Raw genomic sequence first — 26,413 nt, forward strand, 5'->3', positions numbered from 1 at the left:
TTCCGTATCGGGCAAATCAAGCTTTCAGCAATTCTTGCAGCTCACCTGCTTCGTACATTTCCATCAAAATATCGGAACCGCCGACAAACTCTCCGTTTACGTAGAGTTGCGGGATGGTCGGCCAATCGCTGTATTCTTTGATACCTTGGCGGACGGCATCGTTTTCCAAAACATTCACGGTAACGTAATCAGTGCAGCCTGCGGCGCTGAGGATTTGTACGGCGCGTGAAGAGAAGCCGCATTGCGGAAACTGCTTCGTACCCTTCATAAACAAAACAACGCGGTGGGTGGTAACAACTTCTTTGATTTGGTCGTGGATAGATGTCATGGTTTAATCCTTATTTACATGAATCGGTTAATCGGAATTTGCGCCATTATACGCAAATTGACGTGTTTGGGTACGCCTGTTTGCATGGATATTTGAACAAATTAATATCGGTTTACCCAAAATCCCCCAATCGCAAACCTGCCGATCATCCTCAGCCCATCCTATTCAATACGCAGCCGCCCCAACCGACAAAACCTGAAAATTGTCAACAATCCAAGCCATCTTATTTTAAAGCGGTGCTATAATTTCCCGAACCAGATTTTTCAGACGACCCCTGCAAGGACCCTGACTTATGAACAATTCAGTCATCACTGTCATCGGCAAAGACCGCGTCGGCATCGTGTACGACGTTTCCAGAATTTTGGCGGAAAACCAAATCAACATCCTCAATATCAGCCAGCAGCTGATGGACGATTTCTTCACCATGATTATCTTGGTGGATACCTCGAAATGCCCGAAATCGCGGCAGGAAATGCTGGATTTGTTTGCGGAAGAGAGTAAAAAACTCGCGCTAGATATCCGTATGCAAAATGAAGAAATCTTCCAAGCCATGCACCGCATTTGAGTCGGAGGAATGTGATGAGTATCCAATCCGGCGAAATTTTAGAAACCGTCAAAATGGTTGCCGACCAGCATTTCGACGTCCGCACCATTACCATAGGCATTGATTTGCACGACTGTATCAGCACCGACATCGACGTGTTGAACCAAAACATTTACAACAAAATCACCACTGTCGGCAAAGATTTGGTCGCTACGGCGAAACACCTTTCCGCCAAATACGGCGTGCCGATTGTAAATCAGCGTATTTCCGTCACGCCGATTGCCCAAATCGCGGCAGCGACCAAAGCCGAGTCTTACGTCAGTGTGGCGCAGACTTTGGACAAGGCAGCCAAAGCCATCGGCGTGTCTTTTATCGGCGGCTTTTCCGCGCTGGTACAAAAAGGCATGTCGCCTTCAGACGAGGTGTTAATCCGCTCCATTCCCGAAGCGATGAAGACCACCGACATCGTGTGCAGCTCCATCAATATCGGCAGCACGCGCGCCGGCATCAATATGGATGCGGTCAAACTGGCGGGCGAAACCATCAAACGCACGGCGGAAATCACGCCCGAAGGTTTCGGCTGCGCCAAAATCGTCGTGTTCTGCAACGCGGTGGAAGACAATCCGTTTATGGCGGGCGCGTTTCACGGTGCAGGCGAAGCGGACACCGTTATCAATGTCGGCGTATCAGGGCCGGGCGTGGTCAAAGCCGCGCTGGAAAATTCGGACGCGGTCAGCCTGACCGAAGTCGCCGAAGTCGTGAAGAAAACCGCCTTCAAAATCACCCGCGTGGGTGAACTCATCGGCCGCGAAGCCTCGAAAATACTGGGCATCCCGTTCGGTATTCTTGATTTGTCGCTGGCGCCGACACCCGCCGTCGGCGACTCGGTGGCACGCATCCTTGAAGAAATGGGCTTGAGTGTCTGCGGTACGCACGGCACGACGGCTGCCTTGGCATTGCTGAACGATGCCGTGAAAAAAGGCGGCATGATGGCTTCCAGCGCGGTCGGCGGTTTGAGCGGCGCGTTTATCCCCGTTTCCGAAGATGAAGGCATGATTGCCGCCGCCGAAGCAGGCGTGCTGACGCTGGACAAACTCGAAGCAATGACCGCCGTCTGCTCGGTCGGGCTGGACATGATTGCCGTTCCCGGCGACACGCCCGCGCACACGATTTCCGGCATCATCGCCGACGAAGCCGCCATCGGCATGATCAACAGCAAAACCACCGCCGTGCGCATCATTCCGGTAACGGGCAAAACCATCGGCGACAGCGTCGAGTTTGGCGGCCTGTTGGGCTACGCGCCCGTGATGCCGGTTAAAGAAGGTTCGTGCGAAGTGTTCGTCAACCGCGGCGGCAGGATTCCCGCGCCGGTGCAGTCGATGAAGAACTGATTGTTTGACCATGAAAAAGGTCGTCTGAAAACTTGCAATGCTTGTTTTCAGACGACCTTTGTTTATTTGAGACTGTATAGTGGATTAACAAAAATCAGGACAAGGCGACGAAGCCGCAGACAGTACAGATAGTACGGAACCGATTCACTTGGTGCTTCAGCACCTTAGAGAATCGTTCTCTTTGAGCTAAGGCGAGGCAACGCCGTACTGGTTTAAAGTTAATCCACTATATTTTCAGACGACCTACAAACCCAATTCCCTGAGGAAGCGTACATCGTCCGCCCAGCCTGATTTGACCTTGACCCAAACCTTCAAAAACACTTTGGTATCAAACAGTTTTTCCATATCGAGGCGGGCTTCGGTGGAGATTTTTTTCAGTTTTTCCCCGCCTTTTCCGATCAGGATGGCTTTTTGGCTGTCTTTATCGACCAATACGGCGATGTAGATTCGGTAAAGGCCGTTTTCCTCTTCTTCGAATTGTTCGATTTCCACGTTCATGGCGTAGGGCAGCTCTTCGCCGAGGTAGCGGAACAGTTTTTCGCGCACGATTTCGGTGGCGAGGAAACGGCTGGAACGGTCGGTCACCATTTCTTCCGGATACATCGGCACGCTTTCGGGCAGGTAAGGTCTGAGGCGCGCGAGCAGGTTGGCGATGCCTAATCTGTGTTTGGCGCTGACGGTTTCATGTCCTGCAAATTTGAATTCTGCGCTGATTTGGTCGATAAATTCCTGCAAACCGCCATTGCCCGCTTTGTTTTTGTCGATTTTGTTGATAACGAGGATGACGGGCGTGTTTGCCGGTAACTGTTTCATCACGATACGGTCGGCATCGGTAAAGCGCATGGCTTCGACGACGAAAACGACGGCATCCACGCTGCTCAATGCTTCGGTTACGTTTTGATTGAGGCGGTCGTTTAGGGCGTTGCGGTGTTTGGTTTGGAAACCAGGGGTATCAACGAAAACGAATTGGGCGGTGTCGTCGGTGTAAATGCCGGTAACGCGGTTGCGCGTGGTTTGGGCTTTTTTACTGGTGATGCTGATTTTTTGCCCGATGAGGTGGTTCATCAGCGTGGATTTGCCGACGTTGGGTCTGCCGACGATGGCGACGAAGCCGCAACGGTAGTCGGCGGGATGGTTGGATTCGTTTTGCAGGAAGGTTTCGATGTCCATGATGGCTTTCTGTTTGACGTTTCAGACGACCTTTTCGTCTTGTCATAGGGGCTGTCGACATTTAATTTCCAAGTGGATTTTTGTTCACAAAGCGGAAGATTCAAGACGGAAGATGCCGCTTTGGGGATAAAAAAACACGGAAACTATTGAATGTCGTCAGACCCTAGGTCGTCTGAAAAATAAATCGGCTATTTTTTCGCTTTTTTCAAAGGATGGTGTTGTTCGAGCCATTGCAGCGCTTCTTTGGCGGCTTGCTGCTCGGCAACTTTACGACTGCTGCCTTGTGCTTTGCAGATGAAGCCCAGTTCGCCCAAGTCGCATGAAATCAGGAACATACTGTCATTGGCATGACCGATTTGTTCTTCGATGCGGTATTTGGGCAGGGCAAGGCGGCGCGCTTGGAGGGCTTCTTGCAGGGCGGTTTTGTTGTCTTTACCCTGCGTTTTGAAATCGGCGCGTTTGACGCGTTCGGCAAACAAGTGCCGCACCACTTTCTCCGCCTCGGCGAAATCCGCATCAAAGCTGACGGCGGCAAACATCGCTTCCATAGCATCGGCAAGGATGGAGGGTCGTCTGAATCCGCCGCTTTTCAATTCGCCCGCGCCCAAATAAAGCCCGTCGCCAACATTCATTTCCAAAGCGATTTCCGCCAATACGCCTTCATTGACCAAGCTCGCGCGCAAACGCGACAACTCGCCTTCGGTCAGCTTGGGGAACGCGTCAAACAACATTTTGGCGACGGTGTAGTTCAAAATCGAATCGCCGACGAACTCGAAACGTTCGTTGTTTTTCGCATGGTAGCTGCGGTGGGTCAGCGCCTGCTGCAAAAGCGCGGTATCTTTGAAATGGTAACCCAGTTTATTCTGAATGGCGGTATGCGCCTGCTGTTTTAACACATCTGTTTTCATGAGGACGTTTGTCTTTCTTCTTGCTTCGGCGTATCGGGCGGGAGGCGGCAAAAATCCGACCTCCCAAACCAACCCGAATGCGTTTCGGCACTTCATGCAAATACGGAAACACTTTAAGGCTGCAATAGTCGTCTGAAACACAGTTCAGCCCGTTTCAGACGACCAGCATTGTACCATCAAACCATAAGCGGCAAATATAAAGATACACGGTGCAGAGGCTGCCCTAATCATGATAAAATCCGCACAATTTTTACGGCATGCACACACCACAATGAACAAATTTGCCCAAGCCCTCTCAGCCGCACTCGACCGCTGCATCGTGACCAACACGGTAGCCAAACAAGGCGAACCTGTCGGCTTCCTCTACCGCGAAGCCCCCGTTTTCGAAAACGACAGCGGCTGGCGTTTCTTTAGCGGCGACGAGACCGACGAATACACCGACGATCCTGACAATTTCAGTGTCGTCAGCCTTTCCGAAATTACCCAGTCCAATCCCGCCATCGCCGCGCTCATAACCCAACCCGAAGGCAGTGCATGGGAAATAGGCAAAGACGGCGAGTTTCAAGCCGTTGCCGACTGGCAGCCACAAGAATAAATCCACCAATATCGTTTTCAGAAAAGCCAAACGTCGTCTGAAAACCCGTTTACCGCTCAAAATACAAGGAAACACCATGAACATCATCGCCCCGAACCTCGACGGCGCACACCTACGCATCGGCATCGTACAAGCCCGCTTTACCAACGAAATCGGCAGCGAAATGCTCAAAGTCTGCTGCCGCACCCTGCAAGAATTGGGTGTAGCCGACAACAACATCACCATCGCCACCGTACCCGGCGCGCTCGAAGTACCGCTCATCCTGCAAAACATGGCAGCCTCCGAGCAATACGACGCACTGATTGCCATCGGCGTCGTCATCCGCGGCGAAACCTACCATTTCGAACTCGTTTCCAACGAATCCGGTTCAGGCGTAACCCGTGTCGGACTCGACTACAACATCCCCATCGCCAACGCCATCCTGACCACCGAAAACGACGAGCAAGCCGTCGCGCGTATTGAAGAAAAAGCCGCCGACGCTGCCAAAGTCGCCGTCGAGTGCGCCAACCTCGTCAACCATCTGATTGAAGAGCAGTTTGACGACGAAGAAGAATAAATCCGAACGCGAAACCCGCCGCTTTACAGCATCTCGGTTTCGCTCCATCCGCCGGACAAACCGTTTTCAGACGACCCGTCATCCGAAAGAGGTCGTCTGAAACATTCATTACCGCACCCACCGTGCCGCCAACGAAGGAATCCCCATGAAAACCCCACGCCGCCGCGCCCGCGAGTTAGCCGTACAAGCCCTCTACCAAGCCGGCATCAACAACACCGCCGCCCCCGAAATCGCTAAAAACATCCAAGACCAGCCCGACTTCGCCAAAGCGGACGAAGAGCTGTTCAACAAACTCTTCTTCGGCACACACACCCATGCAGCCGAATACATCCAACAAATCCGCCCCCTGCTCGACCGCGACGAAAAAGACCTCAGCCCCATCGAACGCGCCGTCCTGTTGATGGCATGCCACGAATTAAGCGCGATGCCCGAGACCCCCTACCCCGTCATCATCAACGAAGCCATCGAAGTGACCAAAACCTTCGGCGGCACCGACGGACACAAATTCGTCAACGGCATCCTCGACAAACTCGCCGCCCAACTGCGCCCGAACGACCCGAAACGCGGAAACGTATAATTTAATTGATTGAGCATAAAAGGTTTTTAATGAAAATCGCACTCCGACTTCTGACCACCGCCGCGCTGATGCTGTCGACACAGGTCTTTGCGAAAACCCCGCCTCCCGGCGTTTACATGACCATGGATTCGCAGATGATCGGCATACTGAACAATGGCAAATATTGCATGGCTTTAAACAACGAAGTCAAAAACGGCAGCTGGCAGAAAACGCCGGACAGTCTGCAACTGGATGACAACAAAACAGTCATTACCGACAACGGCAGCGAAGGCTACGCCATCAACGGAGAACCTGCCATGCTGATGAAAGGCAGCAACACTGCCGGCATGTGCGCCACCCTTAAGCAACATGCCAACGAAAAACAACGCAACCGACAGTAAGCCGGCAAATATAGTGGATTAACTTTAAATCAGGACAAGGCGGCGAAGCCGCAGAAGTACAGATAGTACGGAACCGATTCACTTGGTGCTTCAGCACCTTAGAGAATCGTTCTCTTTGAGCTAAGGCGAGGCAACGCCGTACTGGTTTAAAGTTAATCCACTATAACTCCTGAAGCTTTCGCTTTCCCTACAAAAGGTCGTCTGAAAACCCAAAATTAGGTTTTCAGACGACCTTTTCTCTTTGTTCGGATATTGTGTAAAGAATTTGTCAAAAAATCGGCGGTAATATCGTAATGAATGACGATTGTTTGAGTTAAATCTAGCCCGCACGTTATCGGATTGTGTTAACCTTACGCTAAGCTTGATAATAGTTAACATTTTGGCGTTTTAGTTTCCCCGTTTATTAATTATTGCAAGCCAGGGTTCCGCACCATCATCGCTTCATTTTTTCCTCCACAAATGCTTCGGGATGCAGTTTGTCCCTCCGCAACAATAAGAACCCGAACATTCTCCCTCTTGTATTTTAAGGATTAAACAATGAAATCGCTCAAAACGTTCCTCATTTGGGGCATTGTGGTTTTGGTCGGCGTAGCGTCCTTTACCACTCTGGCCCTCAGTCGGGGCGAGCAGGTCAGTGCGGTATGGATGGTCACCGCCGCCGTATCGGTGTACTGCATCGCTTACCGTTTTTACAGTCTCTACATCGCCAAATATGTGATGCAGCTTGATCCGAACCGCCTCACGCCCGCCGAACGGCACAATGACGGTTTGGACTATGTGCCGACACACAAAGGCGTATTGTTCGGACACCACTTTGCCGCGATTGCGGGCGCAGGCCCCTTGGTCGGTCCCGTACTGGCTGCGCAAATGGGTTATCTGCCGGGTACGCTGTGGATTATCTTCGGCGTAGTGTTTGCCGGCGCGGTACAAGACATGATGGTCTTGTTCGTCTCCATGCGCCGCGACGGTAAGTCTTTGGGCGATATCGTAAAACAAGAACTCGGCACCGTCCCCGGCGTGATTGCGTCCATCGGTATTTTGATGATTATGGTTATCATCATGGCGGTGTTGGCGCTGATTGTGGTGAAAGCACTGGTTCACAGCCCTTGGGGTACGTTTACGATTGCCGCCACCATGCCGATTGCTCTGTTTATGGGTATTTACACCCGCTATATCCGTCCGGGCAAAATCGGCGAGATTTCCATCGTCGGCTTTATCCTGCTGATGCTGGCGGTCATTTACGGCGACAATGTGGCGCACAGCTCCATCGGTCACTGGTTTGACCTTGACGGCATCCAGCTCACTTGGGCGATTATGATTTACGGCTTCGTGGCATCAGTATTGCCGGTATGGCTGCTGCTGACTCCGCGCGACTATCTCTCTACCTTCCTGAAAATCGGTACGATTGTCGCACTCGCCATCGGCATCCTCATCGTCAGCCCTGCTCTGCAAATGCCTGCCGTAACCCACTTTATCGACGGTTCCGGCCCTGTATTCTCAGGCGCATTGTTCCCGTTCCTCTTCATTACCATCGCCTGTGGCGCGGTTTCAGGCTTCCACGCGCTGATTTCTTCCGGTACTACGCCGAAAATGCTGGAAAACGAAACCCACGTCCGCATGATCGGTTACGGCGGTATGTTGATGGAAAGTTTCGTGGCCATTATGGCGCTTGCTGCTGCCGCATCGCTTGATCCCGGTGTGTACTTCGCCATGAACAGCCCTGCCGCCCTGATCGGTACGGATGCCAATACCGCCGCTGAAGTGATTACCACCAAGCTGCAATTCCCTGTCGATGCCGCAACCCTGTTGCACACCGCTAAGGAAGTGGGCGAAAACACCATCCTGTCCCGTGCGGGCGGTGCGCCTACCCTCGCAGTCGGTATGGCACACATCATGAGCCGCCTGATTCCGGGCGAAGCCATGATGGCATTCTGGTATCACTTTGCCCTGTTGTTTGAAGCCTTGTTCATCCTGACCGCCGTCGATGCCGGTACGCGCGTCGCACGTTTCATGATTCAAGACTTGGGCAGTATCTTCTACAAACCTTTCGGCAACACCGACTCCATCCCTGCCAACCTGATTGCAACCTTCTTCGCCGTGGCATTGTGGGGCTACTTCCTCTACACCGGCGTGACCGACCCGTTGGGCGGCATCAACTCGCTCTGGCCTTTGTTCGGCATCGCCAACCAAATGCTGGCAGGCGTAGCCTTGATTATGTGTGCCGTTGTGTTGATTAAGATGAAACGCGACCGTTATGTCTGGGTGGCACTCGTTCCCGCCGTCGGCGTACTGTTTGTAACCTGCTACGCCGGCCTGCAAAAACTGTTCCACAGCGACCCGCGCGTCAGCTTCCTTGCCCATGCCGGCAAATACAGCGAAGCATTGGCTAAAAACGAAGTCCTCGCGCCCGCTAAAGACATCGGCGAGATGTCGCAAATCATCTTCAACGACCAGATCAATGCCGGCCTGACCGCATTGTTCCTCTCCGTCGTCGTCGTCGTTGCCATCTACGGTGTGCGTACCGCTATGAAAGCACGCAAAGTCGGCTGGTCAACCGCCAAAGAAATTCCGGCGGTGTACCGCGACGGCAAACAACCGGAGGCACAAAGTGAAGCATAAACTCGCTGCTTGGTGGAAAACCGCCAAACTTACCGCCAACCTCATGGCAGGGGTGCCCGATTATGAAAACTACGTTGCACAACAACGCAAACATAATCCCAACGCCCCCGTCATGACCGAGCTGCAATTTCAAGACTATTGTCGCAAACGCCGCTGCGGTGCAAACGGCGGAAGATGTTGCTAATCGCTTGAACGGTTGAAAAAAAGGTCGTCTGAAAGTTTTCAGACGACCTTTTTATATTACAATATTGGCATTTTTAAAATCAACATAGGCAAATATCATCAGTTAATTCAATTTCCGCCAAAGCGCAACCAGGCAGCGTCGCGGCTTGAGTTCAACAAAAAACTGCTTCTATCTGCCGCCAAGCTGATTTGAATCAACCCTATTTCAATCCATCCATTACATTTTTACCACCTGCTCAAGGATAAAACATGAAAAAAAGCATCATCGCAACACTGGTCGGCATCGCCGCATTGGGAGGAGCAACCGTTGGCGGAGGCGTTTATGCCGACAACAAATTGAAACAGGAATACTACTTCCAAAACAATCCCGATGCCGACAAGCGCATGAAAATTACGTTGGATAAATTCGATATGGGACTCACTTCGGGCAAAGTTTCATGGAGAGGCGACATCACTCCTGACTTGTGCCATCAGGACACAAAATTCTCAATTCGCGGCGAAGACATCATCACCCGTGGTTTGAACGGCTACACCATCCAAAGCAAAGTCTATTTGGTTGGAGAAGACAATAAAGAAATATTCCAGTTAGACGGTAATACCGCGCTTTCTTGGGGCGGCGAATTAGACAGCAAACTGACCGTACCTTCTGGCTCACGCACCATTGATTCTGATGAAATCAAATGGGAAGCAGCGACTTTGACTGTCAAAGGCCACAAATCCGACCATCAGTACCATCTCGATAATTTCAATTTTGAATGGCCCGGTCTGACTGCCTTCCACCCTGACAAACCTGAAGACCCAGGTTACCAATTTAATATAAAAAATATCAAATATCAGGCTGATATGGAAAAAGGCAGTACCACTGCAATACGCAATGGTACCGGTCTCTTCAGTCTAGACTCTGTTTCATTCAAAATGGACAACCAAGTTTTTGATTTCGCCATCGACAAAATGAAAGTTGAAGGCAAACAGACTGCAAAAGACAACAAATACACCATGTTAGGACACAGTGCCGTCGAAAACTTCCGCATCAACAACATCAAATTCGACCGCATCAATTACAACTTCAATCTCTACGATATCAACGGCGAAGGTATCGACCGCTTCAATAACTTCTCCAACCGACAAAGTAAAGAATGCGTCGATGTGAACAGTCCCGAAACACAAAAAGAGCTGATGGAAATCGCAAAAGCCTTTTTAAAAACCGGCATCAGATTCGATTCAAAAGGCAATCAAATCTACTTGAACAACAGCGCCGCCAAAGCTGATGTAGACGCCGCCCTTCCGCCTATCGAATATCAAAACGACGAGCAGCTTAAACAAGATATCATCAGCAAGCTGAAATACAACGTCAATGCGGAAATCGATAAAACCTTCATCGGCGAAGCGCTCAAACTGGCTTCTCAATACGATCCGAATATTAAAGAAAGCGATTTGGAAAAAGTAGTAAAGGAAATAGCAACCGCGCTTAATGCCGAAGTCACCCAAGACAAGCTGCTTATCAAACGCAGCCAATAATCTGCGTGCGAACCTGTTGGAAAATACCGACAGGTTTCACGTTTCTCCAAAACAAAAGGTCGTCTGAAATTTTCAGACGACCTTTTGTTGTCTTAAAGAGACAGGCATTTCACATCAGCGGGCTCCCGACAATTCACGCAATCATTAACGACGATTACAAGAAGTGTCTACTTTGTTGCCATAAGGATCAACGAAGCTGAAGAAGGCTTCGCCGCCTTTTTGGTGCCATTCCGCACCTTTGCCGAACAGGCCGCGGTTAGCCACATAACGTTCGCCGGAGCCGGAAACAGCAGAAGACAAGACAGCGCGTTTGTCATCCAAGCTCAACTCGATGCGGTTGGTGTCCAGATTGCGTACAGTCACCGCCAAACCGTTTTGGCACTCGAAAGACTGAGACGAACGACCGTCATGAGAATGGTTATGACCTTCGTGGTTCATACCATGGTCGTGATGGTGCTCGTGACGAGGAGCATCATTGCGTTCATGATCAGGTGCAGCACAAGCACCCAAGGACAAAATAGCCGCTACGGCCAATACAGCTTTAAGTTTCATATTAATACTCCTGAAAAATGTGGAACTGAATAAACAGTAATTCCATGTTATAAACATCTTTATAGTCTAGCAAGGAAGCTTACTCTAATTTACCTGCAAGCCTCAAATGTAGCTTTTTCCAAAACTCCGTATTCTTTTCGCAAACATTCAAATTTCTTTCAGCCATGGTTTCACGCCGCCCTCTCTGCCCGCAGGTCGTCTGAAAACAAAAAAGACCGCCCACGAAAATCATCGCGAGCGGCAATCCATTGAGAGCATTACAAAATATGAAAACATTACCGCTGACGGGCTTTGAAACGGGGATTGCTTTTACAGATGACGTAAACTTTACCCTTGCGTCGAACGATTTGACAGTCACGATGGCGCTTCTTCGCCGTTTTCAATGAAGACAAAACCTGCATCATTTATCCTTTCTAAAAGAAGACATCATAGATTGGAACCTTTGGTTGAACTTGCTGGCTCGACCTTCAGTATTCACATTGCGCTGTTTGCCCGTATAGACGGGATGCGAGGCAGAAGAGGTATCCAATGAGAATAAAGGATATTCTTTGCCGTCGGTCCAAACCATCGTTTTGCCGTGTGTATCCGCACAAGAACGGATCAGCCAGCCTTCATTGGCACCACTGTCGTAAAAAAGCACAGTACGGTAATTTTCAGGGTGGATATTCGCTTTCATCATTCCTCCGATAGATGTTATGGTATAACATTATACATCATAATCCTTAAAATACAACCCCGAAAAAAGGTCGTCTGAGAAAGCAAACCATATTCAGACGGCCTTCACATTGTTACAATACAGGCTTCCACCCCAATCAAAAGGCACATTATGCCGCTTTTCCACATCGAGCCCTCTCTGTCCTATACCCAGCAAAACCGTGTAGGCGTCCTCCTCCTCAATCTCGGCACGCCCAATGCTCCGACTGCAGCCGCCGTCAAACCGTATCTTCGAGAATTTTTATCGGACCAACGCGTCGTCGAACTGCCCAAACTCATTTGGCAGCCGATTTTGCATGGCTTGGTACTGACACTGCGCCCAAAGAAAAGCGCGCACGCTTACGCCAAAATCTGGTTTGAACAAGGCTCTCCGCTTGCCGTCTACACCCAACGCCAAACGGACGCCCTCGCGCAAGCCATGCCCGACACCATCGTCCGCTATGCCATGACCTATGGCAACCCGAGTGTAGAAACCGTCCTTGCCGAAATGAAAGCTCAAGGCGTGGGCAGATTGCTGATTGTCCCTTTATATCCGCAATACGCCGCCTCCAGCACCGGCGCCGCCTTAGACAAAGTGTTCCAACAACTGCTGAAGCAGCGCAACCAAATGAGCCTGCGTACCGTCTCCCGTTTCTACGACGACGCAGGCTACATCGATGCTATGAAGCAACAGATTGAAGCCTATTGGAAAGAACACGGGCGCGGCGAGAAACTCATGTTGAGCTTTCACGGCATTCCGCAAAAAAATTACGATGACGGCGACCCGTATCCCGACGAATGCCGCCACACCGCAAAACTTCTTGCCCAAGCGCTCAACTTAAACGAACAAGAATACATCGTTTCCTTCCAAAGCCAATTTGGCAAAGCAAAATGGGTAACGCCCAGCACACAAGCCCTGTTTGACCAACTGCCCAAACAAGGCGTCAGCAAATTGGACGTATTCTGTCCGGGCTTTATGGCAGATTGTCTGGAAACCATGGAAGAGATCGCCATTATGGGGCGCGAGCAATTTCACGCAGCCGGAGGCAAAGAATACCGCTACATCCCCTGCTTGAACGACCACCCCGCATGGATTCAGGCTTTGACTGAACTGGTCAAAAACAATCTGCAAGGTTGGCAATGACCGGATACATCATGTTTCCAATGAACGCGTTACATTTGATTTAAGTCTAAGGTCGTCTGAAAAATCTGTTTTCAGACGACCTTTATTGTATTATCGATAAACAGACTACACCGATAAAAAGGACACATCATGACTACAACAAAAAAAATATTGGCAACTGCAATTTTTGCCCTATCCGTCCACAGCTCCTTTGCTGCCGATGCTGCTCAAATGGCACAAGGTCAAAAGATTTATGAAAGCAATTGCGCCGCCTGCCACGGTAAAAAAGGTGAAGGTCGAGGAACCATGTTTCCTCCCCTCTACCAATCAGACTATATTATGAAAAAACCGCAGGCATTGCTGAAAAGCATGACCAAAGGCATCAACGGCCCCATCAAAGTCAACGGAAAATCTTACAACGGCTTTATGCCTGCAACTGCCATTAACGATGCCGATCTTGCCGCTGTTGCCACCTATATCATGAATGCGTTCAACAACGGCGGCGGTACCATTACCGAAAAAGACGTCAAACAGGCTAAAGCGAAAAAATAAGACTTCTTCATACAAAAAGGTCGTCTGAAACCGATATCTCGAGTTTCAGACGACCTTTTTCCTTCTACTGAACTGTTTTGTTTTTTAAACCGCTTCAGCTTCTTCCGCGAGGAAACCGCGCAGTTTTTGCATTGCTTTGGCTTCGATTTGGCGAATGCGCTCGGCGGATACACCGTATTCGGCTGCCAATTCGTGCAGAGTCAATCCGCCATCGTCTTGCAGCCAGCGGCTTTCTACGATGCGGCGGCTACGGTCGTCCAGTTGCGCCAATGCGTTTTGCAGACCTTCGGTTTGCAGGGCGTAGTGGGCTTGTTTGGACAGTTGGCGGCTGGGTTCGGCATCGTGGTCGGCAAGCCAGTCGATGGGGGCGAAGCTGTCTTCGTCATCGTTGTTGTCTGCCATGATAGCGATGTCGTGTCCGGTCATGCGTTGTTCCATTTCCATGACTTCAGACAATTTGACGCCCAAATCGTCGGCGATATCTTGCGCTTCTTTCGGAGACAAGGCATTCAGGTTTTTACGCATGCTGCGCAGGTTGAAGAACAGTTTGCGTTGCGGCTTGGTGGTCGCTACGCGCACCAGTCGCCAGTTGCGCAGGATAAACTCGTGGATTTCGGCCTTAATCCAATGTACGGCGAATGAAAACAGGCGTGCGCCACGGCTGGGCTCGTAACGTTTGACCGCTTTCATCAGTCCGATGTTGCCTTCTTGGATAAGGTCGGCTTGGTTCAGGCCATAGCCGTCGTAGCCTCGTGCGATGGAGACGACGACGCGCAAATGGGAAAGGATGAGTTGTTTGGCGGCGTTAAGGTCGCCTTTTTGCTGACGCTCCGCGAGTTGGCTTTCTTCTTCGGGCGTCAACATGGGAATGCTGTTAACAGTGTGAATGTATTGCTCAAGGCTGCCGTTGCCGCTGTGAATGACGGGTAATGCAAAGGCGTTGTTCATAAGAGGTGCTTTCCTTTATATGATGCAGAGACTGTTGTTTACTTGTTGTTTGCCGTGCAGTATATCACTGCCTGTTGCCCTATCGTATGCTGTCAAATGCCTTTTTCTGTAAAAGACTGTTTGATAGGTGAATTTTTATCTTTTATAAAATTCGATTGATTTTGAAAATTTGACTGGTTTACTGGGAATAAGTTCAGTATATTACAAACATTCTTGTATGTAAATAATAAATTTCAAGAAAAACGGCCTTATAAAAAGACCGATTTTTCAAACTCAATCTGATTTTTTCCTGATTAAAAACAGTGCGATAGCAATGATTGACAACACCCCGATCAGCCACAGCGAACCGCCTGCCTTCATATAAGGAGTTTCGCCGACATAGCCTTTAATGTGCCCTTCCAAGACGGCATCGGTATTGGGTTCGCTCTCGGCGATGATGCTGCCTTTAGGGGAAATAATGGCGGTTGCACCAGTATTGGTGGCGCGAACCATATAGCGTCCAAGCTCCATCGCGCGGGCTTGGGATTGCTGGAGCTGTTGGTACATCGCGTTGGAATCGCCATACCACGCCATATTGCTGACGTTGGCAAGCAGCGTAGCGTTTTTGGCGGTGGCGATGAGTTCGTCGCCGAAGCCGTCTTCATAGCAGATATTAAAGGCGACTTTTTGACCTTTCATGGTTAAGGGAGCCTGCCCCGCTCCGCCGCGACGGAAGTCGGCAAGCGGCATATTCATCAGCTTATACAGCGGCTCGGTCAGAAAAGGCAGCGGTTTGTATTCGCCAAAGGGAACCAGATGATTCTTGGCGTAATACGGGAGGTCGTCTGAAATATCATCGTAGTCGCTCAAATTGATTACGGCGTTTTCGTATCCGCTGCCGTCCGCAGTATATTGACCAATACCGACAGCCAATGCGCTGCCGTTCGTGCGCGCCTGTTCGGCAAACTGGGTCAGGATGTTTTCCGGCAAATCCTGACGCATCACAGGCAATGCGGTTTCAGGCAGGATAACGATGTCGGCAGATGTTTTGCTGATTTGACCGTAGTATTTCTGAATGGTGGGGACGACTTGTTCTTCGTCCCATTTCAGACTCTGCTCGATATTGCCCTGCACCAGCGCGACGGTACTGGTGCTGCCGTCGGGTTTGGTAAAGTCGGCTTGCTGGGCGATATAGCCGACGGTACACAACATGACAATCATGCACATTGGCAGCAGGCGTTGTTTCAGACGACCCGTATTGTCAATCAGCAACACCAGCCACGCGCTGACAAATGCCGTCGCAAGCGTAACCAGATGAATACCGCCCAAAGGTGCAAAGCCGGCAAGCGGGCTTTCTTTGACGATTTGCGAATAGCCGAGCGCACCCCAGCCGAAGCCGGTCAACAGGCGTTCGCGGGCAAATTCCGCCAGCGTCCACAAAATCGGCAAAACGATGCCGACCTTAACCCAACGCGGCAGATGAAACTTCTTCCACAACCAAAAACAGGCGGCAGGATACAGCGCGAGAAACGCCGGCAGCAGGAAAGTCAGCGGAATCGCGTATAAATTAGGCAGGCCGGAAACATCGTGCAGCGCGGTATGTATCCAATAAAACTGCGTCGTATAAGCAATCAGCCCAAACAGATAGGCGGTGGAAACAGCAAAGCGCGGACGCAGTTCAATCAGTCGGATCAGCGCGCCAAACAGCAAAGGCATCAGCCAAAAATGGTAATAAGGCGCGAAAGTCAACGGCGTGGCGGCGGCAATCAGGATCACCAGCGACCAGTACAGCACGGGATGCTGCCAATATTGTTCGAGTTTGCGGAAAATGTTCATTGCAGAGAAAAGAAAATAAGAGGTCGTCTGAAAATACAGCCTCAACAAAGTTGAACCATTTTCAGACGACGTATCGATTGTTTAGTGTTTTTGAAACAGCTTCATCAAAGGCAACGCCACGGCGCAGGCGATGGCGCCGGCAATCAGCCCGACGGCAAGGTTGGCGATATGCTCCATCAAGCCGCTGTCCCAATGTTGAGCATGTAAAAAATCATGCAAAAAGCCCAAATTGTGCGCAATCAGACCGCCGCCGACAAGGAACATGGCAAGCGTGCCCACCACGCTCAAACCGCGCATGAACCAAGGCATAAAGGCAATCAAGCCACGTCCGACCGTTTGGATGCCCGTACTTTTTTGACGCATCAGCAGCATACCGAAGTCGTCGAGTTTGACGATAACACCGACCAAACCGTACACAAAAACCGTCATACCGACGCCGATTGCCGTCATCACCAGCGAACGGGTCATCAGGTCATATTTTTCGACCACGCCCAAAGCAATAATAATGATTTCGGCAGACAGGATGAAATCCGTACGAATCGCGCCTTTAATTTTGGTTTTTTCGTCCAGCGTTTCGGCGGCAGCCTCCTCGTCTTCATACGCTTCGTGGCGGTGTAAAAACTTATGCAGCAGCTTTTCCACGCCCTCGAAACACAAATAAATCCCGCCTATCATCAATAAAGGCGTAATCAGCTTCGGCAAAAAGGCGGACAGCAAGAGAGCCAACGGCACCAAAATCAGCTTGTTCACCAAAGAACCTTTCGCCACCGCCCAAATAATCGGCAACTCGCGTTCCGCCGACACGCCCGTAACCTGATTTGCATTGAGCGCCAAATCATCGCCGACCACGCCCGCCGTTTTCTTGGCGGCCATTTTAGTCATCAGGGCAACGTCGTCCAAGACAGCGGTAATATCGTCCAAAAGGGTGAAAAGCGAGGCAAATGCCATGATATATTTCCGAAAAAGGGTCAGATTGAAGAAGCCGGCTATTATAACCGAGAAAGTATGACACCGAAGGCTTTCAGACGACCTTTAATGGAAATTAACGGAATTTGGCGCGGCTTAATTGAAAACCTGCCGCATCGGCATAAAATATGCGTATCTGCGAGATTTTAAATCTGACAACAAGCCCTCCGCCCCACTCAAAAAGGTCGTCTGAAAACCGCCCTCCCCTTTTGAACTGCACCCCAAAAGTTGGACACATCCCCTCCAACTCACAAGGTGCAGTTTTTTTATGAGCAGAGACCTTTGCAAAAAAGCCCTTCCCCCGACAGCCGAAACCCAAACACAGGTTTTCGGCTGTTTTCACCCCAAATCACTCCTAATTTTACCCAAATACCCCCTTAATTCTCCCCGGATACCCCATAATCAGGCATCCGGGCCGCCTTTTAGGCGGCAGCAGGCACACTTAGCCTGTTAGCCACCTTCAACAGGTTTAAACACATTGCCTTCAGATGGCTTTGCGCACTCACTTTGAGCAGACCAAAATAGGCTGCCCAGGCGTAGCGGAATTTACGGTGCAGCGTACCAAAGCTTTGTTCGACCACATAACGGGTTTTCGACAAATAGCGGTTACGTTTGGTTTGGGCCTCCGTCAGCGGACGGTTACGGTGGGCTTTGCGCATAATGCCGTCCAGCAACTGATGCTCTTTTAGATGTTGCCGGTTTTCCTTACTGTCATAGCCTTTATCGGCATAGACGGTCGTACCTTCGGCAATGCCTTCCAACAAAGGCAACAGGTGGTTGCACTCATGTGTATTGGCCCCAAGCCGCCTAACGCTCCTCCAGCCCGGCCAAAATCGCACAATCCGGGCAGTCGTCTCCCGCGCAGGCATCGTGCCAACGTTGCAGCTCGGCCACCATGCCCTGCAAGCGTTCGATTTTGGCTTCCAGCTCGGCGATGTGCCGCGCGGTGAGCGTTTTCACTTCGCGGCTGGTGCGCTGCGGGTTGTGTTGCAGGCTCAAAAGCTGCCCGATCTGCGGCAGCGAAAAGCCCACTTCCCGCGCATGGCGGATAAAGCGCAGCCGGGCAAGGTCGGCCTGTCCGTAGCGGCGGTAGCCCGCTTCGCTGCGCGCGGCCGGGGCGATTAGGCCGTGCTTTTCGTAGTCGCGGATTTGTTTGGCGGAAAGGCTGCTCTCGGCCGCGGCCTGGCTGATGTTCATCATGATGCTTGACCTTTACTTCGGGTGAAGCTTTATAGTGGTGGCACTTAGCGGGAAAGCAAGAGCAGACCCATCATTTCAGGCTACCTGAAAGCTTTGGCTGCAACGGACTTTAAAACCTCAGCCTCATTCCAACAGAAAGGAAACCCTATGCAAACCATCACATTAAACATCGAAGGCATGACCTGCGGCGGCTGCGTGAAAAGCGTTACCAGCATCCTCGAAGGCGTAAACGGCGTGGACAAGGCCGAAGTGAGCCTGGAAAACAAGAACGCCGTTGTGGAATTCGACCCCGCCCAAACCAACCCCGCCGCGCTGATAGAAGCGGTGGAAGACGGCGGCTTTGATGCGGCTTTGTAAATCGAATCGCAACAAATCGACTGCAACACCCCAAAGGCTACCTGAAAACCCTGCTCCGCTTTTTTCAGGTAGCCCAACCACATTCAGAAGGAAGAAACCATGCAACAAAAAGTCCGTTTCCAAATTGAAGGCATGACCTGTCAGGCCTGCGCTTCGCGCATTGAAAAAGTGTTGAACAAAAAAGACTTTGTCGAATCGGCGGGTGTGAACTTCGCCAGCGAGGAGGCGCAGGTGGTGTTTGACGACAGCCAAACCTCCGCTGACGACATCGCCAAAATCATCGAGAAAACCGGCTACGGCGCAAAGGAGAAGACGGAAGAGGCTCTGCCACAGCCCGAAGAAACCGCGCATGTAAGCTGGCGGCTGTGGCTGCTGTTCGCCATCAACGTCCCGTTCCTTATCGGCATGGCGGGGATGATGATTGGCAGACACGATTGGATGATTCCGCCGTTGTGGCAATTCGCGCTGGCAAGCGTGGTGCAGCTTTGGCTGGCGGTGCCGTTTTACAAAAGCGCGTGGGCGAGCATTAAGGGCGGGCTGGCGAATATGGATGTACTCGTTACCATTGGCACGGTGTCGATTTACCTGTATTCCGTTTATATGTTGTTTTTCAGCCCGCACGCGGCGCACGGCATGGCGAATGTGTATTTTGAAGCGGGCGTGATGGTGATCGGTTTTGTGTCTCTGGGCAAATTTTTGGAACACCGCACCAAAAAATCCAGCCTGAACAGCTTAGGCTTGCTGCTGAAACTGACGCCGACCCAAGTCAACGTGCAACGCGATGGCGAATGGAAACAACTGCCCATCGATCAAGTGCAAATTGGCGACCTTATCCGCGCCAACCACGGCGAACGCATCGCTGCTGACGGCATTATCGAAAGCGGCAGCGGCTGGGCGGACGAGAGCCACCTCACCGGCGAATCCAATCCCGAAGAGAAAAAAGCGGGCGGCAAAGTGTTGGCGGGCGCACTGATGACCGAAGGCAGCGTGGTGTACCGCGCCACGCAGCTCGGCAGCCAAACCCTGCTCGGCGACATGATGAACGCGCTCTCCGAAGCGCAAGGCAGCAAAGCGCCGATTGCACGCGTGGCGGACAAGGCGGCGGCAGTGTTCGTGCCTGCCGTTGTGGGCATCGCGCTTCTGACTTTTATCGCCACTTGGCTGCTTAAGGGCGATTGGACGGTCGCGCTGATGCACGCCGTTGCCGTTTTGGTGATTGCCTGCCCGTGTGCGCTCGGTCTGGCAACGCCCGCCGCGATTATGGTCGGCATGGGCAAAGCGGTGAAACACGGCATTTGGTTTAAAGACGCGGCGGCGATGGAAGAAGCCGCCCACGTCGATGCCGTCGTATTGGACAAAACCGGCACGCTGACCGAAGGCAGGCCGCAGGTTGCCGCCGTTTATTGCGTTCCCGACAGCGGCTTTAACGAAGACGCTTTGTACCGCATCGCCGCCGCCGTCGAACAAAACGCCACCCACCCGCTCGCCCGTGCCATCGTTTCCGCCGCCCAAGCGCGCGGTTTGGACATCCCCGCCGCACAAAACGCGCAAACCGTCGTCGGCTCAGGTATTACCGCCGAAGTCGAAGGCGTGGGCTTGGTGAAAGCGGGCAAACTTGATTTTGCCGAATTAAGGCTACCTGAAAACCTTTCAGACGACGTCTGGCGTATCGCAAGCATCGTCGCCGTTTCCGCCAACGGCAAACCCATCGGCGCATTCGCACTCGCCGACGCATTGAAAGCCGACACCGCCAAAGCCATAGGCCGTCTGAAAAAACACGGCATCGACGTTTACATCATGAGCGGCGACAACCAAGGCACGGTCGAATACGTCGCCAAACAACTGGGCATCGCACACGCCTTCGGCAACATGAGTCCGCGCGACAAAGCCGCCGAAGTGCAGAAACTCAAAGCCGCCGGCAAAACCGTGGCGATGGTCGGCGACGGCATCAACGACGCGCCCGCACTCGCTGCCGCCAACGTCAGCTTCGCCATGAAAGGCGGTGCGGACGTTGCCGAACAAACCGCATCCGCCACGCTGATGCAGCATTCGGTCAACCAACTCGCCGATGCCCTGCTGGTGTCGCAGGCGACTTTGAAAAACATCAAGCAAAACCTATTTTTCGCCTTCTTCTACAACATATTAGGCATCCCGCTCGCCGCACTCGGCTTCTTAAACCCCGTCATCGCGGGCGCGGCAATGGCGGCAAGCTCGGTTTCGGTGTTGAGCAATGCGTTAAGGTTGAAACGGGTGAAGATTGAGTAATATGGGAAAGGTCGTCTGAAACAAGGCTTCTTCTTTCAATTGCCTATTTCAGACGACCCATCATCCTGTAAACACGATATAGTGGATTAACTTTAAATCAGGACAAGGCGACGAAGCCGCAGACAGTACAGATAGTACGGCAAGGCGAGGTAACGCCGTACTGGTTTAAAGTTAATCCACTATAAAAGAGCCAAGTTTTCAAACTTGGGTTTATAACATATATAGTGCCGCCCCACCCTCGCCGCCGCGCAACGCAACGATTTTCCGCGTTCGGGGTTTGCTATAAAATCATTACCATCGCAATGCCCTTCCCTGCCTTGCCCCATTACCAAAAACCAAGGAGAAAACATGAAAACCGCTATTGTCGATTACGGCATGGGCAACCTGCATTCCGTCCTCAAATCCGTACAAGCCGCGCAAGCCTTGTCCGGCAAGGCTGCCGAAATTTTTCTGACCGACCGTCCCGAAGACATCTTCGCCGCCGACAAAATCATTTTCCCCGGTCAAGGCGCAATGCCCGACTGCATGGCTGCGCTGCGGCAAAGCGGCTTAGGCGAGGCAGTGAAAGACGGATTGAAAAACAAACCGTTTTTCGGCATCTGTGTCGGCGCGCAATTATTGTTCGAGCACAGCGAAGAAGGCAATACTGCCGGACTGGGTTGGTTTAAAGGCAGGGTCAAACGCTTCGCCGCCAATCAAACCGATGGACACGGAGGTCGTCTGAAAGTGCCGCACATGGGCTGGAACACAGTACGCCAAACCCGCCCGCACCCGCTGTTTAAAGACATCGGACAAGAAACGCGCTTTTACTTTGTCCACAGCTACTACTTCGCCCCCGAAGACCCCGAAACCGTCCTTGCCACCAGCGAATACCCGCACGAATTTGCCTGCATCGTCGGCAAAGACAATGTTTTCGCCACCCAGTTCCACACGGAAAAAAGCCACGATGCAGGGTTGCTGCTGTTGCGTAACTTCTTGGATTGGCAGCCCTAGCAGTCTGTTTATAGCAAAAGGTCATCTGAAATTTTTTCAGACGACCTTTCACATTGCTTGCCTGATACAACAATAATGTTTTGAAAATCAAAACGCGGCAGTCATCGAAGGATGATTTTGCCGCGTTACCGTTCAAGCCTAGAGGTACACAATCTCGCCGCTGCGTCCCATGCTCTCCTGACTTGCCCACCAAACAAACTGCGGCAATACGTCGGTATAGTTTTTACGTTCGCTTTTTGACTCGCCCGGATGTGATTTGATGCGCTGCGGCGAGTTAATTGGGCCCGGAATTAGAACATTGGCGCGTAGGTTGTCAAAACGTTCCCATTCGTCGGCAGCGACTTTGCACAAATAATTCAACGCGGCTTTAGATGCGCCGAATCCGCCCCAATAAGCCTTAGGATCTTCGCCATGACTTTCTCCGACAAAAATCACGGAGGCATCGGAAGAAGCTTTCAGCAAAGGCAGCATTGCGCGTGTCAAACCCATCGGCGCGACGGTATTGATCCGATATTGGTTGACCCATTCGGATACAGTCTGGAAATCCAAAGGAGAAAGCGCATAGAAATAGCTGGCGCAATGCACGATACCGTCCAAGCGTCCGCCGGTCGCCTCGGAAATGGTTGCGGCAAATTGGTCAAACTCTTTTTCTTCCGCGCTCATTAAGTCGAAGCAGATGGCAAAAGGTTCGGGATAGCCGGCATCGACAATGGCATCATAAACTTTTTCCAACTTCTTTTGATGACGCGCCACCAAAATGACGGTCGCGCCCGCCGCTGCATAAGCCTTGGCAACCTGCTCTCCCAAACCTTGGGATGCGCCGGTTACCATGATGATTTTATCGGATAAAGTTGACATGATTTTCTCCATTTTTAGATTTATAGTGGATTAAATTTAAACCAGTACGGCGTTGCCTCGCCTTAGCTCAAAGAGAACGATTCTCTAAGGTGCTAAAGCACCAAGTGAATCGGTTCCGTACTATTTGTACTGTCTGCGGCTTCGTCGCCTTGTCCTGATTTTTGTTAATCCACTATATCAATAAATTATCGACAAGCTGAAAAAAGACTGAAGCATTGCTGATACATCAGAAACCGACTGTGAAACCGTGCAACCTATTGCCTGCTCATCCACTTTTTTATTTAAAAAGAAACGATAAACAGGCAATCTTTCGGTCGATATCCTCAATAGTGTGAAACCTATCGTTTCAGACGAGCCTGCAATCCATCGGCTACAGTAAATCGGAAGCTTGATTTATGCTTCGCCGCCTTCGGTATCCGATACGGCGTTCTCGGCTTCATTGCCTCCCGGATTTTCCGCTTCGGGATTTTCATCTTCCGCTTCTTCGGCAACACGTTCCAGCGATACCAAAGTTTCGCCTTCGTCCAGATTAATCAGGCGCACGCCTGCTGCGGCGCGGCCGGTTTCGCGGATTTGTTCGACTTTGGTGCGGATGAGGACGCCGCCGCTGGTAATCAGCATCAGGTCGTCGGTTTCGCTAACCAAGGTTGCGGCGACCAAATCACCGTTGCGCTCACCAGTGTTGATGGCGATATTGCCTTGTCCGCCTTTGTTTTTACGGCTGTAATCGGCAATCGGAGTACGTTTGCCGTAGCCGTTGGCGGTGGCGGTCAATACTTGCAAATCGCTTTGAGCGGCTTCAGGGGCAAAGGTAATCAGGCTGACGATTTTGCCGTCGGCAGGCAGGCGCATACCACGTAAGCCGCCGCTGCCACGACCGGACGGACGCACACCGTGTTTGCCGCTTGGCAGGGTATTTTCGTTGTCGGTGGTTTCGTCTTCAAGGTCGTCTGAAATTTCGGTTTCGATGTCGGTATCTTCCGCTTCGTCGTTACCGAATTTTTCCCAGTATTCGTTAAAGCGGATGGCTTTACCCAAGTTGGAGAACAGCATAATGTCGTCCGAGCCGCTGGTTTGCGCGGCGCCGACGAGGTAGTCGCCTTCTTTGAGCGCGATGGCTTTGATGCCTTGACTGCGGACGTTTTTAAAGGCTGAAAGCTGGACTTTTTTCACCATGCCTTGTGCGGTGGCGAAGAAGACGTATTGGTCTTCAGGGAATTCGCGCACGGCAAGGATGGCGCTGACTTTTTCGCCTTCTTCCAACTGGATGACGTTGTTAATCGGACGGCCGCGGCTGTTGCGTCCGCCTTCAGGCAGTTTGTAAACCTTAATCCAGTGGCACTTACCGAAGTTGGTGAAACACATCAAATAGTCATGCGTATTCGCAACGAACAAGGTTTCGATGAAGTCTTCGTCTTTGGTCGCCGCCGCCTGCTTGCCGCGTCCGCCGCGACGCTGCGCCTGATAGTCGGTGGTCGGCTGGGTTTTGATATAGCCGCCGTGAGTCAGGGTAACGACCATTTCGCGTTGCGGAATCAGGTCTTCATCGGCAATGTCGCCGCCGAACGGGTTGATTTCGCTGCGGCGTTCGTCGCCGAAATTGGTTTTGGTTTCTTCCAATTCTTCGCGGATGATTTGGGTAATACGTTCCGGCTTCGCCAAAATGTCCAAAAAGTCGATGATTTTCGCCATGATGTTTTTGTAGTCGCCGACGATTTCTTCTTGGTCGAGGCCGGTCAGGTTGCGCAGGCTCATGCGCAGGATGGCATCGGCTTGGATTTCGCTCAGGTAATAGCCTTGTTCCTGCAAGCCGAGATTGGTGGGCAGGCCTTCGGGACGCGCCATGCGCAGGTCGAGGTCGGTACGGCTCAACATGTCTTCCACCAAACCGCTGCGCCATGCGCGGGACAGCAATTTTTCTTTGGCTTCAGGCGCGTCGGCGGATTCTTTAATCAACCGAATCATCTCGTCGATATTGGACAATGCGACGGCTTTACCTTCGGCGATGTGACCTTCATGACGCGCTTTTTTGAGGCGGAACAGGGTGCGGCGGGTAACGACTTCGCGACGGTGGCGCAGGAATTCCGACAAAATTTGTTTCAGGTTCAACAGGCGCGGCTGACCGTCAACCAAAGCGACCATATTGATGCCGAAGCTGTCTTGAAGCTGGGTGAGTTTGTAGAGTTGGTTTAAAACGACTTCGGCATTTTCGTTGCGTTTCAATTCGATAACAACGCGCATACCGGATTTGTCAGATTCGTCGCGCAGGTCGGATACGCCTTCCAACGTTTTTTCGCGCACCAACTCGCCGATTTTTTCCACCAGCTTGGCTTTGTTCACCTGATACGGGATTTCGTCGATGATGATGGCTTCGCGTTCGCCGTTTTTGCCTATGGGTTCGATATGGGTTTTACCGCGCATAACGACGCGGCCGCGACCGGTTTTATAGCCTTCGCGCACACCGCTCAAGCCGTAGATGGTAGCGCCGGTCGGGAAATCGGGCGCTTGGAGAATGTTGATCAATTCGTCGATTTCGGTTTCAGGTTCATCCAAAAGACGCAGACAGGCGTTGATGGTGTCAGTGAGATTGTGCGGCGGAATGTTGGTCGCCATACCGACGGCGATACCGGACGAACCATTGACCAACAGAGCGGGGAAGCGGGTCGGCAACACCAGTGGCTCGTGTTCGCTGCCGTCGTAGTTCGGACCGAAATTGACGGTTTCTTCTTCGATGTCCGCCAGCATTTCGTGGGCGATTTTCGCCATGCGGATTTCGGTATAACGCATCGCCGCGGCGCCGTCGCCGTCAACCGAGCCGAAGTTGCCCTGACCGTCGATTAAGACGTAGCGCATCGAAAAATCCTGCGCCATGCGCACGATGGTGTCGTAAACCGCGGAATCGCCGTGCGGATGGTATTTACCGATGACGTCGCCGACAATACGCGCCGATTTTTTGTAGGCGGCGTTCCAGTTGTTTTTCAGCTCGTGCATGGCGTAAAGCACGCGGCGGTGCACCGGCTTCAAACCGTCGCGCACATCAGGCAGCGCGCGACCGACAATCACGCTCATGGCGTAATCGAGATAGCTTTTGCGCATTTCGTCTTCAAGGCTGACGGGCAGGGTTTCGAGTGCGAATTTATGGTCGTTGCGGATAGTTGCGTCGGTCATGGTTTTCTTTATTTCGTATGGCAAAAATAGATGGGAATTTTAGCATAAAACCGTGCTTTTCGGGCTTTTTGCCTCCCTTTCGAATCGTATGGCGAATAAACTGATTTTTTGCCGCAACTACCGTACTGTCCGTACCGTCCGCGGCTTGTTGCTT

27 protein-coding genes and 1 pseudogene are annotated in these 26,413 nt (G+C 51.6%); 14 read left to right on the plus strand and 14 right to left on the minus strand.

The window, feature by feature from the left end; translation table 11 throughout:
• Positions 1 to 16: 16 nt before the first annotated feature.
• Positions 17 to 328 carry a Grx4 family monothiol glutaredoxin gene (grxD, locus tag DBZ16_RS02765; protein ID WP_003758621.1) on the minus strand — a complete coding sequence of 104 codons (312 nt, stop codon included), beginning with the start codon at positions 326 to 328 and terminating at the stop codon, positions 17 to 19.
• Between the two features lie 292 nt (positions 329 to 620).
• Here grxD and DBZ16_RS02770 point away from each other — a divergent pair, with 292 nt between their 5' ends.
• Complete coding sequence (locus DBZ16_RS02770; RefSeq protein ID WP_003765481.1) at positions 621 to 893, plus strand: ACT domain-containing protein; 273 nt, start codon at positions 621 to 623, stop codon at positions 891 to 893.
• Between the two features lie 14 nt (positions 894 to 907).
• Positions 908 to 2,263 carry a PFL family protein gene (locus DBZ16_RS02775; protein ID WP_107812852.1) on the plus strand — a complete coding sequence of 452 codons (1,356 nt, stop codon included), beginning with the start codon at positions 908 to 910 and terminating at the stop codon, positions 2,261 to 2,263.
• A 243-nt stretch (positions 2,264 to 2,506) separates the two neighbouring features.
• On the opposite strand, the gene era is transcribed toward DBZ16_RS02775, so the two are convergent.
• Together era and rnc are read right to left on the minus strand one after the other, a co-directional pair.
• Complete coding sequence (gene era, locus DBZ16_RS02780; RefSeq protein ID WP_107812853.1) at positions 2,507 to 3,433, minus strand: GTPase Era; 927 nt, start codon at positions 3,431 to 3,433, stop codon at positions 2,507 to 2,509.
• Between the two features lie 188 nt (positions 3,434 to 3,621).
• Positions 3,622 to 4,341 carry a ribonuclease III gene (gene rnc, locus DBZ16_RS02785; protein WP_009311395.1) on the minus strand — a complete coding sequence of 240 codons (720 nt, stop codon included), beginning with the start codon at positions 4,339 to 4,341 and terminating at the stop codon, positions 3,622 to 3,624.
• A gap of 271 nt (positions 4,342 to 4,612) precedes the next feature.
• Between rnc and DBZ16_RS02790 the strand changes: the two genes are divergently transcribed.
• From DBZ16_RS02790 to DBZ16_RS02830, 7 genes are all read left to right on the plus strand, one after another.
• A complete protein-coding gene (locus DBZ16_RS02790; RefSeq protein ID WP_009311396.1) occupies positions 4,613 to 4,936 on the plus strand; it encodes a DUF2185 domain-containing protein in 324 nt (107 codons plus the stop codon).
• 76 nt (positions 4,937 to 5,012) lie between these two features.
• Positions 5,013 to 5,492, plus strand: coding sequence for a 6,7-dimethyl-8-ribityllumazine synthase (ribH, locus tag DBZ16_RS02795; protein ID WP_009311397.1), 480 nt, complete (start codon positions 5,013 to 5,015; stop codon positions 5,490 to 5,492).
• A gap of 145 nt (positions 5,493 to 5,637) precedes the next feature.
• Positions 5,638 to 6,069 carry a transcription antitermination factor NusB gene (gene nusB, locus DBZ16_RS02800; RefSeq protein WP_003744263.1) on the plus strand — a complete coding sequence of 144 codons (432 nt, stop codon included), beginning with the start codon at positions 5,638 to 5,640 and terminating at the stop codon, positions 6,067 to 6,069.
• Between the two features lie 29 nt (positions 6,070 to 6,098).
• Positions 6,099 to 6,449: a hypothetical protein gene (locus DBZ16_RS02805; protein WP_107812854.1), complete on the plus strand. Its 351-nt coding sequence runs from the start codon at positions 6,099 to 6,101 to the stop codon at positions 6,447 to 6,449.
• 537 nt (positions 6,450 to 6,986) lie between these two features.
• Positions 6,987 to 9,068 carry a carbon starvation CstA family protein gene (locus DBZ16_RS02820; protein ID WP_060974461.1) on the plus strand — a complete coding sequence of 694 codons (2,082 nt, stop codon included), beginning with the start codon at positions 6,987 to 6,989 and terminating at the stop codon, positions 9,066 to 9,068.
• Positions 9,058 to 9,252, plus strand: a complete 195-nt coding sequence (locus DBZ16_RS02825) for a YbdD/YjiX family protein (protein WP_060974462.1) — start codon at positions 9,058 to 9,060, stop codon at positions 9,250 to 9,252. Before DBZ16_RS02820 ends, DBZ16_RS02825 begins: the two co-directional genes overlap by 11 nt.
• A 248-nt stretch (positions 9,253 to 9,500) precedes the next feature.
• A complete protein-coding gene (locus tag DBZ16_RS02830; RefSeq protein ID WP_107812856.1) occupies positions 9,501 to 10,769 on the plus strand; it encodes a DUF945 family protein in 1,269 nt (422 codons plus the stop codon).
• A 144-nt stretch (positions 10,770 to 10,913) separates the two neighbouring features.
• Here DBZ16_RS02830 and DBZ16_RS02835 read toward each other — a convergent pair whose 3' ends face one another.
• From DBZ16_RS02835 to DBZ16_RS02845, 3 genes are all read right to left on the minus strand, one after another.
• Positions 10,914 to 11,321, minus strand: a complete 408-nt coding sequence (locus DBZ16_RS02835; protein WP_107812857.1) for an MliC family protein — start codon at positions 11,319 to 11,321, stop codon at positions 10,914 to 10,916.
• A 275-nt stretch (positions 11,322 to 11,596) separates the two neighbouring features.
• Complete coding sequence (gene ykgO / locus DBZ16_RS02840) at positions 11,597 to 11,722, minus strand: type B 50S ribosomal protein L36 (RefSeq protein ID WP_003685279.1); 126 nt, start codon at positions 11,720 to 11,722, stop codon at positions 11,597 to 11,599.
• A complete protein-coding gene (locus tag DBZ16_RS02845; protein WP_049229924.1) occupies positions 11,722 to 11,997 on the minus strand; it encodes a type B 50S ribosomal protein L31 in 276 nt (91 codons plus the stop codon). Before DBZ16_RS02845 ends, ykgO begins: the two co-directional genes overlap by 1 nt.
• Positions 11,998 to 12,147: 150 nt before the next feature.
• Between DBZ16_RS02845 and hemH the strand changes: the two genes are divergently transcribed.
• Positions 12,148 to 13,158: a ferrochelatase gene (hemH, locus tag DBZ16_RS02850; RefSeq protein ID WP_107812858.1), complete on the plus strand. Its 1,011-nt coding sequence runs from the start codon at positions 12,148 to 12,150 to the stop codon at positions 13,156 to 13,158.
• A 129-nt stretch (positions 13,159 to 13,287) separates the two neighbouring features.
• Complete coding sequence (locus DBZ16_RS02855) at positions 13,288 to 13,689, plus strand: c-type cytochrome (RefSeq protein WP_107812859.1); 402 nt, start codon at positions 13,288 to 13,290, stop codon at positions 13,687 to 13,689.
• 84 nt (positions 13,690 to 13,773) lie between these two features.
• Here DBZ16_RS02855 and rpoH read toward each other — a convergent pair whose 3' ends face one another.
• The 6 genes and pseudogenes from rpoH to cueR all read right to left on the minus strand — a co-directional run bounded on the left by rpoH (position 13,774) and on the right by cueR (position 18,618).
• On the minus strand, positions 13,774 to 14,637 hold the full coding sequence (gene rpoH, locus DBZ16_RS02860; protein ID WP_003744881.1) for an RNA polymerase sigma factor RpoH: 864 nt from the start codon (positions 14,635 to 14,637) through the stop codon (positions 13,774 to 13,776).
• A 273-nt stretch (positions 14,638 to 14,910) separates the two neighbouring features.
• Positions 14,911 to 16,452, minus strand: a complete 1,542-nt coding sequence (lnt, locus tag DBZ16_RS02865) for an apolipoprotein N-acyltransferase (protein ID WP_107812860.1) — start codon at positions 16,450 to 16,452, stop codon at positions 14,911 to 14,913.
• A gap of 81 nt (positions 16,453 to 16,533) precedes the next feature.
• Positions 16,534 to 17,400, minus strand: a complete 867-nt coding sequence (locus tag DBZ16_RS02870) for a DUF808 domain-containing protein (protein ID WP_107812861.1) — start codon at positions 17,398 to 17,400, stop codon at positions 16,534 to 16,536.
• Positions 17,401 to 17,494: 94 nt separating this feature from the next.
• Entirely contained in the window at positions 17,495 to 17,761 is a 267-nt protein-coding gene (locus DBZ16_RS15350) for a hypothetical protein (RefSeq protein WP_167390257.1), read from the minus strand.
• 79 nt (positions 17,762 to 17,840) lie between these two features.
• Positions 17,841 to 18,215, minus strand: a pseudogene (locus tag DBZ16_RS02875) (transposase); the annotation flags it as partial.
• 10 nt (positions 18,216 to 18,225) lie between these two features.
• Positions 18,226 to 18,618: a Cu(I)-responsive transcriptional regulator gene (cueR, locus tag DBZ16_RS02880; protein WP_009311410.1), complete on the minus strand. Its 393-nt coding sequence runs from the start codon at positions 18,616 to 18,618 to the stop codon at positions 18,226 to 18,228.
• A gap of 147 nt (positions 18,619 to 18,765) precedes the next feature.
• Between cueR and DBZ16_RS02885 the strand changes: the two genes are divergently transcribed.
• From DBZ16_RS02885 to hisH, 3 genes are all read left to right on the plus strand, one after another.
• Complete coding sequence (locus DBZ16_RS02885) at positions 18,766 to 18,975, plus strand: heavy-metal-associated domain-containing protein (protein ID WP_003674677.1); 210 nt, start codon at positions 18,766 to 18,768, stop codon at positions 18,973 to 18,975.
• Positions 18,976 to 19,074: 99 nt separating this feature from the next.
• A complete protein-coding gene (locus tag DBZ16_RS02890; RefSeq protein WP_107812862.1) occupies positions 19,075 to 21,240 on the plus strand; it encodes a heavy metal translocating P-type ATPase in 2,166 nt (721 codons plus the stop codon).
• A gap of 348 nt (positions 21,241 to 21,588) precedes the next feature.
• Positions 21,589 to 22,233, plus strand: coding sequence for an imidazole glycerol phosphate synthase subunit HisH (hisH, locus tag DBZ16_RS02900; protein ID WP_107812863.1), 645 nt, complete (start codon positions 21,589 to 21,591; stop codon positions 22,231 to 22,233).
• Between the two features lie 138 nt (positions 22,234 to 22,371).
• Here the strand turns inward: hisH and DBZ16_RS02905 are convergent, their stop codons facing one another.
• Both DBZ16_RS02905 and gyrA read right to left on the minus strand, forming a co-directional pair.
• Positions 22,372 to 23,091, minus strand: a complete 720-nt coding sequence (locus tag DBZ16_RS02905) for an SDR family oxidoreductase (RefSeq protein ID WP_107812864.1) — start codon at positions 23,089 to 23,091, stop codon at positions 22,372 to 22,374.
• A 393-nt stretch (positions 23,092 to 23,484) separates the two neighbouring features.
• The gene (gene gyrA, locus DBZ16_RS02910; RefSeq protein ID WP_107812865.1) at positions 23,485 to 26,259 is read right to left on the minus strand and encodes a DNA gyrase subunit A; all 2,775 of its coding nucleotides are present in this window, start codon (positions 26,257 to 26,259) and stop codon (positions 23,485 to 23,487) included.
• Positions 26,260 to 26,413 lie beyond the last annotated feature (154 nt).

The organism is Neisseria sicca, from assembly GCF_003044565.1.
GTDB classification, from domain to species: domain Bacteria; phylum Pseudomonadota; class Gammaproteobacteria; order Burkholderiales; family Neisseriaceae; genus Neisseria; species Neisseria sicca_A.